Source organism: Bradyrhizobium erythrophlei, assembly GCF_900129425.1.
Classification (GTDB): Bacteria; Pseudomonadota; Alphaproteobacteria; order Rhizobiales; family Xanthobacteraceae; genus Bradyrhizobium; species Bradyrhizobium erythrophlei_C.
On sequence record NZ_LT670817.1, the window covers coordinates 121,831 to 135,998 of the forward strand.

Here is a 14,168-nt window from a genome sequence, read left to right on the forward strand (position 1 = left end):
CCCCCGCGCCGGCGGCGCGGGGGTGGCGGTCACATCGGCGGCTTCACGCCGTCGACGCCGACCGCGACCGCGTTCGCCTCGAGACCCGAGCCGGTCTGCGTCGCCTTGATGAAAACATTGTCCCCCTTGGCGACCAGGGCCTTCGTGCCGGGCTGGAAGGTCACGATCGGAGCGGTCGGAGGCACCAGCACGTCCTCCTGGCCACCTTTGTAATTGACGACAAGATGCGTGACGCCGCCCTGCGACTTCGCTGCGGTGACGTCGCCATTGGTCATCGTGCTGTTCACCGTCGCGCCCGAGGTCGAGACGGCAGAGACATTGCCGTTCGTCATGCTGCTGCTGGTCTGCGCGCCCCCGGAGAGCGTCGTGTCGCGGATCTTGTCCCAGGCGTAGTGGCCTTCACCTGTGCCGCGCAGCGAGGGCGGGAAGATCACGACCTCCAGCGCGACCTGCGTGCCGCCGACATCCTTGGTCGCGGTGCCGATGTAGCTGCCTTTCTCAACCTTGTTGAGATTCGATTTCTCCACTTTCAGGTATGAGGTGTTGCCGGTCAGGGCAACGGTGACCGGTTTGTGCGCATTGGTATCGACGCTCACCGAGTCTGCGGTGGCCGACGCTATGGTCCCGCGCACGCGCTCCGGCGTCCCTGTCGCAGCGAACGCTGCGGATGAAGTAAGGGCGGTGGCGGCTGCAATCGCAAGGCCAAGGATTCGCTTCGGGTTCATGTCTTCTCCTTCGGAAGTTGTTATGCATCGGTAGACATCCTTCCGAGGCCGTTTATTCCGATCGATCAAAACCGCTGATGGCACGTACCATCGACATGAGGCGCCGCCGCCGAACCCGCTGGCGCCACCGACTCAATATCAGGCCTTTTGAATCGAGCGACCGAGGGGAGCACTGATCTCCGCCTTGTGATCGTCACGCGAATGCAGCGACCGAGGGGAGCACTATCTCAGCATCGTGATCGTCACGCGGCCGAATAATAGAAGGTGAAGATTGTCTCCCTTCCAGAGGCCTGTGGTTCAAAGGCCGGAGATTGAGGAGACTGATATGGTTGAAGCTTTCGAGGCACCTCTGAGAGAACGACGCGATGGCTGACATCGCGCATCTCATCGAGCCTGTTATTCCTGCGCTACGACGCTACGCCCGAACATTCGTGCGCGGCGCCGCAGACGCGGACGATTTGGTTCAGGACACCCTGGAGCGAGCGATTAGCCGCTGGTATCAGCGGCGATCCGACGGCGAAACGCGTGCATGGCTTTTCACCATCCTGCACAACCTGGCGGTCAATCACTTGCGGCGGGCGGCGAGGCGTGGCCGGGAGGTTCCCTTGGACGATGCCGGCGAGTCAGACGTTGCCGTGCCGTCGGCACAGGAGGACGCGCTGCGGCGTGACGATATCCTGGGAGCCGTTGGACGGCTGCCCGACGAGCAGCGCAGCGTCCTGCTTCTCGTTTCCATCGAAGACGTGAGCTACGCCGAAGCAGCCCGCATTCTCGGCATCCCGATTGGTACCGTGATGTCACGGCTGGCCCGAGCCCGCGCACAGCTTCAAAAGCTGCTCGAACAGCAGGGCAAGCCCGCGTCCGACCGGCCCTATTTGCGGAGAGTTCAGTGATTTCCTCTCACCCAATTACGGAAGACGACCTGCACGGCTTCGTCGATCACCTGTTGGACTCGGCGCGGCGCAGCGAGGTGCAAACCTACCTCGATGCTCATCCCGAGATCGCCGGGCGAATTGCAAGCTTCAGTCGCCAACGCGAGGCGCTCCGCGCTGCCGCCGCGCCGATCGCGGACGAACCGATTCCGCCGCGGCTCAATGTGCGCCACTTGATGGAAGGACGACGTCGATCGCAGGCATCGCCATGGCGCTCGATGGCAGCGTCCGTGCTGTTGCTGGTGGTCGGCGGCGCGGGCGGCTGGTCACTGCGAAGCACGGCGGTCGAGCGCTCGGAGACCAACGGAATCGCTGCTCTTGCCCAGGAGGCCGCCGATACGTTCAGTGTGTACGGGGCTGATCGCTCGTACCCTGTGGAATTCGGTCCGACGGACAAAGCTCAACTCGTCAGTTGGATCGCATCTCGGACCGGCCGAACGGTTTCCGTGCCGGAGCTGACGGCCTCTGGCTACGCCTTTATGGGCGGCCGCCTGGTCGCCACCCCCCACGGGGCTGCCGGCCTGCTGATGTATAGCAATGGGCAGGGTCAACGCCTGGCCATGCTGGTCCGGCCGATGGCCATCGACAGAGATACCCGTATGTCCGAGCACAGTTACGGGGACATCAATGGCGTCACCTGGGCCAGCAAGGGAACGGGCTTTAGTCTCGTCGGCCCGGCAACTGTCGATCTCCTGCACCCGATCGCGGATGAGGTCAGACGGCAGGAATAGACGATCTGAAGCCACGAACGTGCGGATTCGGGCCGCTATCTTTGCCGCTATCTCCGGTGTGTCGCACACACCGTAACTGCCTTGTGCAACCGATGAAGTCATAAAACAGGAGTGTTCAGTGTCCAATGGAAATGAAGGCCACAGCCGCAGGCAGGTCCTTACGACAGTCGGAAGCTTATCAATTGCGGGAGCGATGGGACAAGCCATCGCCTCGTCATCGCTCGTATCGCCAGCGGCGGCCGCCCAGCCGAACAGCGAGATCGCGGAAAAGACCTTCGAAGCGACCGCTGACAACGTCGTGAATACGCTCGAAGCAGCTTACGGCGTCAATCGAGGCAAGCGGCGAAACCATACTAAGGGGTTCGGAGCACTGGGCATGTTTGTCGGTGCACCGGAGGCAGCGGAATATTCGCGCTCGCAGCTATTTTCCGGACAGGAGATCGAGGTTGTCGCGCGGTTTTCCGTAGCTGGCGGTGACCCTGAAGCCTCTGATGCGGAAAAAAGTCCGCGGGGACTTGGCCTTCAATTCCGGCTGCCGGGCGGCAGTCTGCATCACATGACGATGATTCACACGCCGATGTTCTTCGCAATGATGCCGAAGACATTTCTCGATAAATTCCTCGCGCTGAGACCGGACCCCGCAACCGGGAAGCCTGATCCCGAAAAATTTAAGGCGTTCCTCAACAGCCACCCCGACAATACGTCGCAGTTTCATTTTCTCCAGACCACCAACCCACCGCCAAGCTATGCTAACTGCCCCTTTTACGGCGTTCACACCTTCAAGTTCGTCAACAGGGATAACAAGGTCACCATGGTCCGGTGGCGCTTTGTGCCGCAGGATGGTGAAAAACAGCTCTCCGATGCCGAGCAGAAGTCCATGCCGCGAGATTTTCTCGAAAAGGCATTCATCGACCGCACGCATCAGGGTCCGGTGCGATGGGACATGATGGTGACAATCGGCCAGCCGGGCGATCCCGAGGACGACCCCACAATACTGTGGCCCAACAATCGAAAGGAAGTAAGGGCTGGAACATTGACGCTTTCGTCAGCAATGCCAGACCCCAGGGCCGGGAGTTATAAGATAAATTTTGATCCGCTAATGATGGCCGATGGGATTGAGCCGACCAACGATCCAATTCTTTTGTTTCGCTCACCAACCTACGCGCTGTCGCACACCAGAAGGCTGCGCGATCTGTAATCAATCGGGAGCCGTCCCAGTTCGTTCGTCCGCTCGGACAAAATAATCGAATGGGCGCGGCGACTTCCGAAACTGGCACGAAACGGACATGGCGGGGCGGCCCGACGATGTCTGTGCGGTGGGTAGAACGGACATGCCGTTCCAGCGCGGCCACGTCCGTTTTTTGACCCGACGCTCGGAGAAATCTAGCGCCGGGGAATCGGCACCCCACATGATTGTTGGAACCTCCAGCCCCGGAGAGATTCGATGCCCCGCAATTCGCCGCTTGTTCTCATCCTGCTGCTCGGCAGCCTGGTCGTACCGCCGAGCGCCTACGCGCAGCTGACGCCGCCGGCGGGATCGGCAGGCGCGGGCAATACGCCGATCAGCGGCGTGCCATTCGGTCCCGCCAATCCCCGCGTGCTCAGCGACCCCAGCGGCATCGGCAACGCGTCGAGCATCCCGCCGCTTCGTACAAACACGCCGCTGCCGCCGCTCGTCTACGGACCCATCGGTTCACCGCCGTCACGCGCGGTAGCGCCCTACGCGGGCGCGTCACAGCGCATCATCAGCCCAGATCAGATTGACTCAAGAAGGCCGCCGGTCCGCCGCCGCAGCCGCCCACAGGTCAGCAAGTTTACGGGGATTTGCCGGGGCTGTTAGCGCGGTTGTCGAGGCGGAGGACGCGGTACCCGGATATCGCTGTTGGAGCAAGCCGGACATAGCGGAACCGAGTCAGCCACGCCAATGCCGCTGGGCGGCTTCAGGTCGACGCGGCACGCGCGTGCCTGACACAGGCCGACGCCAACAGCAGCGTGGGGTCCAACAGGGCAACTGTCCGCCCCGCAGCATCGAAATTCTCCGTCTGCGGAAACAGCAACGGCAGTTCGGTGCAGCCCAACAGGATAAGTTGCTGCAAAAAATCGGCGCCAGCGAGCGCGCCGAGGCCGCCGCCGACCACGCCGAAGGTAAAACGATTGTCGATCATGTTGGCGCCTTGGCGACCCTAGCCGTGCGCGTATCGCTTGCGATACTCGGCAGGCGTCACGCCGACACGGCGAACAAAGGCGCGGCGCAGCGTGTCGGCGTTGGCGAAGCCGCACTGTACCGCCACCTGCTTGGGCGCGTTGCGTCCCGTCTCCAGGAGCCGCCGCGCAGTGGAGACGCGCGCGGTTTCCACCCACGCTGCCGGCGTCATCCCAACCTCATGTCGAAACAGCCGCGCGAAATGGCGCGGGCTCAGGCCCGCGCGCGCGGCGAGCTTGTCGACACCATGATCGTCGGCGGGATGCGCGGCGATAAAGCGCTGAACCTGCTGCAGCGCGGAGCGTCCCGAAGGCGCCGCCTCGCCCTGGCGGCTGAACTGCAACTGGCCGCCGGGACGCTTGAAGAACATCACGAGCTGGCTCGCCACGCGCTTGGCGATGTCGCGACCGAGGTCTTCCTCGACCAGCGCCAGCGCGAGATCGAGCCCGGCGGTGACGCCGGCCGCCGTGCGCAGTCTGCCGTCGCGCACATGAATGGCGTCGGCGTCCAGCCTGATTAAAGGATAGGCCCGCGCAAGCTGCTCGGCGACCGCCCAATGCGTCGTCACGTGCTTGCCATCGAGCAAGCCCGCCGCGCCGAGGAAAAAGGCGCCGCCGCACACCGAGCCGTAGCGTCGCGCGGTCGAAGCGACCCGCCGCAGCCAGTTTACGACCAAGTCATTGAGTTGAACCTGCGCGGCATTCGGCGAACCGGCGATCAAAAGCGTGTCAATGGCCTCGGGGTGCATGTGGCCGATGACGTCATCCGGCAGCAGCCGCGCGCCGGATGACGAGCGGATGTCGCCAGGTGCGGTGGCAATCACGCGCAGGTGATAGGATTCCCTGCCTCCCTGCACGTTGGCCTCGGCGAACACATCGAGTGGGCCCGATACGTCGAGAAGCTGGACGCCGGGCAGCGCCAGGATCGCGATGGTGCGGGTGGCCGGCTTCTGAGATCTGGCTTTCAGCATAGGCAAACTGCCGTGTCTGTCCTGGACCGGTAATGGCAGATTTTGACGTAGTGCGTCGGTGGCGGCTGGACAATGCCGACACGAACTTTTGCGGCAACGGTTCACACTGGAGAAGGCCCAAATGACCTCGACCTTGACGAAGATCCCTGACATCGCGGGGATCAAAGTTCCCGACAGCAAGCTCGCCCGCGCCGTCACTGAACTGGTGCGGGATACGGAATCACCGCTGCTGTTCCATCATTCCAGCCGCGTCTATTACTGGGGAGCCCTCGGAGGCAAGCGCCGCGGCCTCAAGTTCGATCCCGAATTGCTCTACACCGGCGCGATGTTCCACGACATGGGCTTGACACATCAGCACAGCACCATGGAGGAACGCTTCGAGGTTGACAGCGCAAATGCCGCCCGTGACTTCCTGCGAAGCCACGGAATCTCTCAACAGGATATCGAAACGGTGTGGACGGCGATCGCCTTGCACACGACGCCCGGCATCCCGCAGCATATGCACCCGGTAATAGCTCTGGTGACGGCCGGCGTCGAAATGGATGTGCTTGGCCTCGCTTATGCCGAGTACAGCAACGCGGAGCGCGAGGCGGTGGTGCGTGCACATCCGCGTACTCCGCGTTTCAAGGAAGACATCATCCAGGCCTTCTACGACGGCAACAAGCACAAGCCGGAGACGACCTTCGGCAACGTCAATGCCGACGTGCTCGCGGACAAGGACCCGCACTTCAGCCGCGTCAATTTCTGCAGCGTGATCCGCGCCTCCGCCTGGCGAGGGTAAACCTCTCGCGTTCGCCAATCGAAAATTCAAGCGCTGAGGCTTTCGCAAGCATCGGTCGAACACGACCGGCCGGCGGCGACGCGCGAAGTCTCGCACATTCAAGAACCCACCATGTCCAAAATCCAGGAGCCCACCATGTCCACAACGAAGCGATTTACCAATGCCACCGGGTCGCCGGTCGCCGACAACACCAACATCATGACCGCCGGTCGGCGCGGCCCGGCGCTGCTGCAGGATATCTGGCTGATCGAGAAGATGGCGCATTTCGACCGGGAGGTGATCCCGGAGCGGCGCATGCACGCCAAGGGCTGGGGCGCCCACGGCACCTTCACGGTGACCCACGACATCACCCGCTACACCAAGGCCAAGATTTTCTCGAAGATCGGCAAGCAGACGCCGATGTTCGCGCGCTTCTCGACCGTTGCCGGCGAGCGCGGCGCGGCCGATGCTGAACGCGACATCCGCGGCACCGCCCTCAAGTTCTATACCGAGGAGGGCAACTGGGACATCGTCGGCAACAACACGCCGGTGTTCTTCTTCCGCGACCCGCTGCGGTTTGCGGACCTCAACCATGCCATCAAGCGCGACCCGCGCACCGGGCTGCGCAGCGCGGACAACAACTGGGATTTCTGGTCGCTGCTGCCGGAGGCGCTGCACCAGGTCACCATCGTCATGTCCGATCGCGGCATCCCGAAGAGCTTCCGCAACATGCACCTGTTCGGCAGCCATACCTTCTCGATGCTCAGTGCCGCCAATGAGCGCGTCTGGGTCAAGTTCCACTTCCGCTCCCAGCAGGGAATCGCGAACCTCACCGACGCGGAGGCCGAGGCCCTCGTCGCCAAGGATCGCGAAAGCCACGGCCGCGACCTGCTCAACGCCATCGAGACGGGCAACTTCCCGCGCTGGACGCTCTTCATTCAGGTGATGACCGAGGCTCAGGCGAAAACCCATAAGCACAATCCCTTCGATCTGACCAAGGTCTGGCCGAAGGCGGAGTATCCGCTGATCGAGGTCGGCGTGATGGAGCTCAACCGCTATCCGGATAATTTTTTCGCGGAAGTGGAGCAGGCCGCCTTCTCGCCCGCCAACATCGTGCCCGGCATCGGCTTTTCTCCCGACAAGATGCTCCAGGGGCGGCTGTTCTCCTATGGCGACACCCAACGCTACCGGCTCGGCATCAACTTCAACCACATCCCGGTCAACGCGCCGCAATGCCCGTTCCAGAGCTACCACCGCGACGGCAAGATGCGCACCGACGGCAATCTGGGCGGAACGCTCACTTACAATCCCAACAGCGCGGGGCTCTGGGACAACCAGCCCGATTTCGCCGAGCCGCCGATGCCGATCGAGGGCGATGCGGCGCATTGGGACCACCGCGTCGACGACGATCATTGGGAGCAGCCGGGAAACCTGTTCCGGAAGATGACGCCGGCACAGCAGCAGCTGCTGTTCGAGAACACGGCGCGGGCGATGGGCGACGCCAAGCTGCACATCAAGCAGCGGCACGTCGACAATTGCACGCGCGCGGATCCGGCCTACGGCGCCGGCGTCGCGAAGGCGCTGGGCATCGATTTCAGGCCGCATTCGGTCGCCGCGGAGTAGGCCGTTCGCTTCGCCGGCCGGCGGCGCTTCCCGTGCCGTCGGCCGCCCCCCAACCAACATCCCCCCAACCAACATATTGTTGCTTGGCGCGAGCCTGATCGCGCCAAGCGGTCAACCTCATCTCTCGAGAGAACGATGTCTGATAGGATCGCACCCAAACTTCTTGCGGAGTTCATCGGAACCTTCGCGTTCGTGTTCATCGGCGCCGGCACCGCGGCCGTGGTCGGCGAAGGTGCCGGCATGCCCGGTATCGTCGCGATTGCGTTCGCGCACGGCCTGGCCATCATGGCCTTCGCCTTCGCCTACGGCTCCGTGTCGGGCGGCCATTTCAACCCCGCGGTTACTGTCGGCGTGCTCGCCGCCGGCGCGATGCGTGTCGGCGAGGCGATCGGCTACATCGTCAGTCAGCTGATTGGCGGTGTCGTCGGTGCGCTATTGTTGCGGACCGTATTGGGCGGCGCGGAGACCGGCCTCGGCACGCCCGCACTCGCGCACGACCTCGCTCTGGGGACCACGTCCCTCACGATCACGCCCGCTGCCGGCTTCACGATCGAGGCCGTGCTCGGCTTTTTCCTGGTCACGGTCGTACTCAGCACGGCGGTTGCGGGGCGCGCCAGCAGCCTCGCACCGCTGGCGATCGGAATGACGCTGACCTTCAATATCCTCATGGGTGGGGCCCTCACGGGTGCCCCCTTCAATCCGGCGCGGGCGCTTGGCCCGATGGTCGCGACTGGCGATTTCAGCGATGCCTGGCTGTACCTGACAGCCCCGGTCGTTGGCGCCATCGTCGCCGCCATTCTGCACACGGGCCTCGTCCGCCTTCTCTCCCATGAGGGGATGGCGGCCGGCCAGCGGAGCAGGACCGCCCACACGCCCGCCGAATGAGACCCATTCGAGGCTCCTTCAAGGTCAGAGCACCGCTCGGTTAATCGGCCGGAATCGAACAGAGAAATGGATTCCACTCGACGGCAAAGATGCCGTCGAAGCCGGTTGACGATTGGCGGTTTGTGACAGCTTCCACCTGGATGGCGGATGACGCCTTCCGCCTTCGCCGTAGAAGCTGCGGCGGACGTGTCGGCTGCGATCCGCCCTTTGCGCGGCTCGTCACCCTCGTCGAATGGCGGCGTCCGATCCGGTTCGGCGCCAGCCAGTTGGTCATCGGATTCGGTGTCCTCCGGCTTCTCAATCAACGCCATCCACGCGCGCTTGCCCGAATACGGCCGACGCAACCAGGGCTCTGTGTTCTTCGCGGTAGCGAGGGCACGCAGGCAAAAACCGTCGGAAACTGTTGCGCATAAATAAAGGCTGTACTTCAATGGCGAACTGTCACTCCAAGTTCGCCGTGTTTTTCGACCCTAGGAGGCTGGGCCATGAAATGTAGCAAGCGATCGTTTGCCTTCGTTTCCGTGCTTTTCGCATTCCTGCTGTCATTTAATACCGGAATACTCAATGCGCGTGACGCCGATCCCGACTCGCTCACCCTTGTGGCGGCTCACAGCGCTAATCAGAAATGCATCAATCGCTGTCGCGCGCGATATCGCGACTGCCTGTCCTTGAAGCAAATACCATCTCTCGAGTGTCGGGGCATTTACCAGGATTGCACCCGCAACGCTTGCGGTGCTGGTGCAGCCGGTCGACCGACCTGGTCAGGGTTTCCGAGGTAATTGATCGCGAAGGCCGCCCGCGCTTCTCGGCCCGCTGAGGAGGGGATCGAGTAGGGCCTGCTTCCGCTATTGGCACCTCTAAGACATGCGAAAAGGCCCTGGCGCGATTAAGCGACACCCGCAAGTATCAGAATGGGGATTGCTTTCATGCAATCCCCATCGCCAGAAAATTCCAGGTTACGTTCGCTTTGCTTGCTCGGCCTCAGCGCGGCCGGCGACGGCATCGAGAACGGCATACCTAGCCTGCTGGATCGACGCGATGGCGTAGTCGATAGCGACGCCCGCTTCCCACTCCAGTTCTTCGGCGTAATCCTCTGCGCGCTCGACGCCCAGGTCATGCTTTGCCTGAGCAACGCTCGCCTTCAGGCCGTTCAAGTCGGCGGCGACTTTCGCCTTAACGGCACTCCAGTTTCGAGCAGCAGTGTCATTAGCGGACTTGATTTCCTCATTCACCTTTTCGACCGCTGCTGACGCGGCAGCGCGAGCCTGCTCCATGCGTGCAACGACCTTATCATGCGCTTCCTTTTCCGCCGCGGTCACAGCGTCTTCTGCACTCTTGGCCTGAACCGACAACTCGGCGAGTTGTTCAGATAATCGCTTTGCCATGGTTTCCTCCTGCCAAATGTTGACTCAACGTCATCAGCGTTAAGGATGGCCTGGATTCAGCGTAAGGGCTGCTCTCGGTCAAATCGTCCGCGAGCAGACAGTATACGAGCATGCTTGGTTGATGGCTTCGGTCAACTCGTTCCTGCATACGTGGCGGTTTGCCGCAGTGATGTAGGGCGGAATTCTGATCCGCCGTTACCGCTACTTTCACGTGATGGCGTATGACGCCTTCCGCCTTCGCCGTAGAAGCTACGGCGGACGGGTCGGCTCCATCCGCCCTGCGAGCTACCACGAGCTACGAGCTGTTTTTCTCACTCGCCTCTTCGCCGCAAAGTGCTAGAATTTTGTATCGTGAAAGATCGGATGACACCGCGCGAGCACATTGGTTCCGCTGGTGTCTCGGCTTCAGTTCGCCGGAAGGAACAAAAGAGCGCAGCTTCGCCATCAGCACAAGGGAGGACATTATCATGCTCGACAAAGCGCCGAACGGAAAAGTGTCTGATTTGCTCAACGCACTCGACCAGGCGCTGTCCGCTGGCGAGGTGGAACAGGCCGCCGATCTCTTTCAGACCGACTGCTACTGGCGTGACCTCGTGACCTTCACCTGGAACATCAAGACGATGGAGGGCAAGGAACAGGTTCGCGACATGCTCAAGGCGCGGCTCGCCGATACGAAGCCGTCGAACTGGAAAATTGCTGATGGTGAGGACGCTTCTGAAGCGGATGGAATTACAGAGAGCTGGATACAATTCGAAACCGAGGTCGCCCGCGGCTTTGGCCACATGCGCCTGAAGGACGGCCGGATATGGACATTGCTCACGACCATGAGCGAACTCAAGGGGCACGAAGAGCCCGTTGGCTTCGACCGTCCGATGGGGGCGAAACACGGCGCCGAACGTAATCGAAAAACGTGGAAGGAAGAACGAGAGGCGGAAGCTGCTGAACTCGGTTACTCGCGCCAGCCCTACTGCGTCATCATTGGAGGCGGTCAGGGCGGCATCGCGCTCGGAGCCCGGCTCCGCCAGCTCAATGTGCCGACGATCATCGTCGAAAAAAACGAAAGGCCCGGCGACAGCTGGCGCAAGCGTTACAAGTCACTCTGCCTGCATGATCCGGTTTGGTACGACCATCTGCCCTATCTGCCCTTTCCCCGGAACTGGCCGGTCTTCTCACCGAAGGACAAGATCGGGGACTGGCTTGAAATGTATACAAAGGTGATGGAGCTCAACTACTGGGGCTCAACCGAATGCAAGAAGGCATCTTACGACGAGAAGAGCCGCGAATGGACCGTTGTCGTGCAGCGCGACGGCCAGGAAATCGTCCTCAAACCAAAACAGCTGGTATTTGCGACGGGAATGTCCGCCAAGCCCAACATGCCGAAATTCGAAGGCATGGATATTTTCAAGGGCGATCAGCACCATTCGTCGCGGCATCCGGGGCCGGACAAATACAAAAACAAGAAAGCCGTTGTGATCGGCTCGAACAATTCCGCCCACGATATTTGTGCAGCACTTTGGGAAGCTGGAGCGGACGTCACTATGGTTCAACGCTCGACGACCCATGTTGTGAAATCGGACTCGCTGATGGAGCTCGGATTGGCCCCGCTTTACTCCGAACAGGCGGTCCAGTCCGGAATGACGACGGCCAAAGCCGACCTGATCTTCGCTTCCCTGCCGTACAGGATTCTGCACGAGTTCCAGATCCCGGTTTACAACGCGATCAGGGAACGCGATGCCGATTACTACAAACGTCTCGAGAAGGCAGGCTTCCTGCTCGATTATGGTGACGACGATTCCGGTTTGTTCATGAAATACCTCCGGCGTGGATCCGGATACTACATCGACGTCGGTGCTTCGGAATTGGTAGCCAATGGCAGCATCAAGCTGAAGAGCGGCGTCGATGTCAAAAAACTCACGGAACATTCCGTCATCTTGAGCGACGGGACCGAGCTGCCGGCCGATCTCGTCGTTTACGCCACCGGCTACGGTTCGATGAACGGCTGGGCCGCGGACCTGATCTCCAGGGAGGTCGCCGACAAGGTGGGCAAGGTCTGGGGACTAGGCTCGAATACGACCAAAGACCCGGGCCCGTGGGAAGGCGAGCAGCGAAACATGTGGAAGCCGACGCAGCAGGAGGCGCTTTGGTTCCATGGGGGCAATCTGCACCAGTCGCGCCACTATTCGCAGTTTCTGTCCCTCCAGTTGAAGGCGCGAATGGAAGGCATTCCCACGCCGGTTTACGGTCTTCAGAAGGTCCACCATCTCAGTTGATCGGCCTGTTCGATTCTTGAAGATGGTCAGGTAGCACGAGTCCGGAGGCGGGCTTCAATCCGCCCTACCAGCTGGTTTGAATTGCGGCAGCGCTTCCAGCGCAAAACGGTTCGACCAATTATGGCAATCATCAGCACGGCCGAAAGCGCCCCGACATATGGCGCGAAAAGCAGAAATAGAGTTATCGCGATGCAAATACAAAACGAAGTCTTTAACGGATCTGGTTTTTCGTCGAGCATTCATCGCCCCACAAGGCCATGCAAGGCCGCCTCAGTTAGCGGCCTCCCTAACGCATTTTCCAGTTGTATCGAACCACCATCAGGCACCCAACCGGCCTGATGGTTCGAGACGCGCGGCGTTGCCGCGCTCCTCACCATGAGGGTCTCAGACCTCATCCTGAGGAGCATCGCGAAGCGATGCGTCTCGAAGGATGATGCCACCGAACTGGCAAGTGCTCTAGGGAGCTCCGTCAATCTGCCATCGGGACAAGCGTGGCCTCAAAGGGCAGGTCCGGCGCTTGTTTGGCGGTTCCTGCGCATGATGCCGTCGTCGGCGTAGATTTGCCGATCAGTGTCAAATCCAAATTGTCGATGCCGAAAACAGAAGGCTGCCCCGGCGTATGCCGCTGCGTCCTGACGGAAGCCGAAAACCTGTCGCCGTTTTGAAAATATGTCCCAGCGTAGGCGAGCATTGTATCGCCACCGGTCAGTTTGCCGTCGCTGAGTACAACTATGCCGGTTCCTTCTCCCTGCGGGGTCCTGAACCAGGCAGAATAGCTTCCGTTTCGCAGCATGCGCCACCTAAAGACCTGTGCGGGTGCTCGGGTTGCCGTCGTAGCAGCTATAGGTTGCATAATGGTTTACGGGTTTGTCTTGCTTTTCAACAGTTGGCAGCGCCTGCGCGCAGGTCAGCTGATTTGCCCGACGGGCGCCCGGCTGATTTTCCTGTCCAGCCCCTTTTGAAAAAATATTCTGGTTTTCCGAAGACGCAAATCAGTTGTATGTCTGTTGCCGTCCTGTCCCACTCAGAGGGGCGGCTCGCGACGTCACGGACGCGGGGCGGGATGCGGTGGACGCGGCGGCGCGCTTGACGGGCGTTGCTTGCAGCGGACGGCGAAGACGTGTGGTCCTGACACCCCGACGCTGGTGTCAAGTTTGCGGATTAATCCGCGTAACGACGGTGGCAAGAAAGCCGATCACCGGGGAGAGCACGGTATAAGCCGTAAACCATTGCGTGCGAGAATGTCGGGTGTTTTCCGATGGCTCGCTGTGAATACTCGTGTGCATACTACTACCAATATGCGCACACGAGGCTGCGGGTGCATCGGGCGCCCGGCATTCCCCACGCCCTCTGTTTTCAGGGCGGAGATCAATTGCAAACCTCGGACGCATCGCGCCGCGAGATCGCGAAGGTGTATCTGCATTTGCCGTCATTGCGAGGAGCGAAGCGACGAAGCAATCCATTCTTTCTTTCTGCTCTATGGATTGCTTCGCTTCGCTCGCAATGACGTTCCACACTCTCCACTGTCATCACCCGCATGCGGGTGATCCAGTACTCCGAGACGCCAGTGATAGAATCGAGAGGCCGCGGCGTACTGGATACCCCGCATGCGTGCGCGGGGTATGACGAGCCCAGGGTGCAGCGCGAGCGCGCCTCCTGACGTCGAGATTTTGTTTGCGGCGCC

At 61.2% G+C, this 14,168-nt stretch carries 13 protein-coding genes; 8 read left to right on the forward strand and 5 right to left on the reverse strand.

The annotated features are described in order from the left end of the window. Positions 1-29: 29 nt before the first annotated feature. On the reverse strand, positions 30-725 hold the full coding sequence (locus B5527_RS00535) for a hypothetical protein (RefSeq protein WP_079599557.1): 696 nt from the start codon (positions 723-725) through the stop codon (positions 30-32). 365 nt (positions 726-1,090) lie between these two features. Between B5527_RS00535 and B5527_RS00540 the strand changes: the two genes are divergently transcribed. The 4 genes from B5527_RS00540 (at position 1,091) to B5527_RS00555 (ending at position 4,228) form a co-directional block, all read left to right on the forward strand. Next, a complete protein-coding gene (locus B5527_RS00540) occupies positions 1,091-1,618 on the forward strand; it encodes a sigma-70 family RNA polymerase sigma factor (RefSeq protein WP_079599558.1) in 528 nt (175 codons plus the stop codon). Then, entirely contained in the window at positions 1,615-2,388 is a 774-nt protein-coding gene (locus tag B5527_RS00545) for an anti-sigma factor family protein (protein WP_338065083.1), read from the forward strand. The genes B5527_RS00540 and B5527_RS00545 overlap by 4 nt, the downstream gene beginning before the upstream one ends. Positions 2,389-2,506: 118 nt before the next feature. Beyond that, entirely contained in the window at positions 2,507-3,586 is a 1,080-nt protein-coding gene (locus tag B5527_RS00550) for a catalase family peroxidase (RefSeq protein ID WP_197689257.1), read from the forward strand. 246 nt (positions 3,587-3,832) lie between these two features. After that, a complete protein-coding gene (locus tag B5527_RS00555) occupies positions 3,833-4,228 on the forward strand; it encodes a hypothetical protein (RefSeq protein ID WP_079599560.1) in 396 nt (131 codons plus the stop codon). A gap of 100 nt (positions 4,229-4,328) precedes the next feature. Here the strand turns inward: B5527_RS00555 and B5527_RS00560 are convergent, their stop codons facing one another. Together B5527_RS00560 and B5527_RS00565 are read right to left on the reverse strand one after the other, a co-directional pair. Next, positions 4,329-4,553, reverse strand: a complete 225-nt coding sequence (locus B5527_RS00560; protein WP_079599561.1) for a hypothetical protein — start codon at positions 4,551-4,553, stop codon at positions 4,329-4,331. Positions 4,554-4,571: 18 nt separating this feature from the next. After that, positions 4,572-5,561, reverse strand: coding sequence for a GlxA family transcriptional regulator (locus tag B5527_RS00565; RefSeq protein WP_079599562.1), 990 nt, complete (start codon positions 5,559-5,561; stop codon positions 4,572-4,574). Positions 5,562-5,682: 121 nt separating this feature from the next. On the opposite strand from B5527_RS00565, the gene B5527_RS00570 reads away from it, so the two are divergent. The 3 genes from B5527_RS00570 (at position 5,683) to B5527_RS00580 (ending at position 8,829) form a co-directional block, all read left to right on the forward strand. Continuing rightward, the gene (locus tag B5527_RS00570) at positions 5,683-6,342 is read left to right on the forward strand and encodes an HD domain-containing protein (protein ID WP_079599563.1); all 660 of its coding nucleotides are present in this window, start codon (positions 5,683-5,685) and stop codon (positions 6,340-6,342) included. Positions 6,343-6,477: 135 nt separating this feature from the next. Continuing rightward, the gene (locus B5527_RS00575; RefSeq protein WP_079606952.1) at positions 6,478-7,944 is read left to right on the forward strand and encodes a catalase; all 1,467 of its coding nucleotides are present in this window, start codon (positions 6,478-6,480) and stop codon (positions 7,942-7,944) included. A gap of 135 nt (positions 7,945-8,079) precedes the next feature. After that, a complete protein-coding gene (locus tag B5527_RS00580) occupies positions 8,080-8,829 on the forward strand; it encodes an MIP/aquaporin family protein (RefSeq protein ID WP_079599564.1) in 750 nt (249 codons plus the stop codon). Between the two features lie 956 nt (positions 8,830-9,785). On the opposite strand, the gene B5527_RS00590 is transcribed toward B5527_RS00580, so the two are convergent. Then, positions 9,786-10,214 (reverse strand): hypothetical protein, encoded by a 429-nt coding sequence (locus B5527_RS00590; protein ID WP_079599566.1) that lies wholly within the window; start codon positions 10,212-10,214, stop codon positions 9,786-9,788. A 467-nt stretch (positions 10,215-10,681) separates the two neighbouring features. Between B5527_RS00590 and B5527_RS00595 the strand changes: the two genes are divergently transcribed. Then, positions 10,682-12,484, forward strand: a complete 1,803-nt coding sequence (locus B5527_RS00595; RefSeq protein WP_079599567.1) for an NAD(P)/FAD-dependent oxidoreductase — start codon at positions 10,682-10,684, stop codon at positions 12,482-12,484. 469 nt (positions 12,485-12,953) lie between these two features. Here B5527_RS00595 and B5527_RS00600 read toward each other — a convergent pair whose 3' ends face one another. Next, entirely contained in the window at positions 12,954-13,277 is a 324-nt protein-coding gene (locus tag B5527_RS00600) for a hypothetical protein (protein WP_245332458.1), read from the reverse strand. Positions 13,278-14,168 lie beyond the last annotated feature (891 nt).

Excerpts from the sequence above, each read along its gene's own strand:
- B5527_RS00535 (WP_079599557.1), bottom strand. The coding sequence starts at position 725 with ATGAACCCGAAGCGAATCCTTGGCCTTGCGATTGCAGCCGCCACCGCC.
- B5527_RS00540 (WP_079599558.1), top strand. The coding sequence starts at position 1,091 with ATGGCTGACATCGCGCATCTCATCGAGCCTGTTATTCCTGCGCTACGA.
- B5527_RS00555 (WP_079599560.1), top strand. The coding sequence starts at position 3,833 with ATGCCCCGCAATTCGCCGCTTGTTCTCATCCTGCTGCTCGGCAGCCTG.
- B5527_RS00560 (WP_079599561.1), bottom strand. The coding sequence starts at position 4,553 with ATGATCGACAATCGTTTTACCTTCGGCGTGGTCGGCGGCGGCCTCGGC.
- B5527_RS00565 (WP_079599562.1), bottom strand. The coding sequence starts at position 5,561 with ATGCTGAAAGCCAGATCTCAGAAGCCGGCCACCCGCACCATCGCGATC.
- B5527_RS00570 (WP_079599563.1), top strand. The coding sequence starts at position 5,683 with ATGACCTCGACCTTGACGAAGATCCCTGACATCGCGGGGATCAAAGTT.
- B5527_RS00575 (WP_079606952.1), top strand. The coding sequence starts at position 6,478 with ATGTCCACAACGAAGCGATTTACCAATGCCACCGGGTCGCCGGTCGCC.
- B5527_RS00580 (WP_079599564.1), top strand. The coding sequence starts at position 8,080 with ATGTCTGATAGGATCGCACCCAAACTTCTTGCGGAGTTCATCGGAACC.
- B5527_RS00590 (WP_079599566.1), bottom strand. The coding sequence starts at position 10,214 with ATGGCAAAGCGATTATCTGAACAACTCGCCGAGTTGTCGGTTCAGGCC.
- B5527_RS00595 (WP_079599567.1), top strand. The coding sequence starts at position 10,682 with ATGCTCGACAAAGCGCCGAACGGAAAAGTGTCTGATTTGCTCAACGCA.
- B5527_RS00600 (WP_245332458.1), bottom strand. The coding sequence starts at position 13,277 with ATGCTGCGAAACGGAAGCTATTCTGCCTGGTTCAGGACCCCGCAGGGA.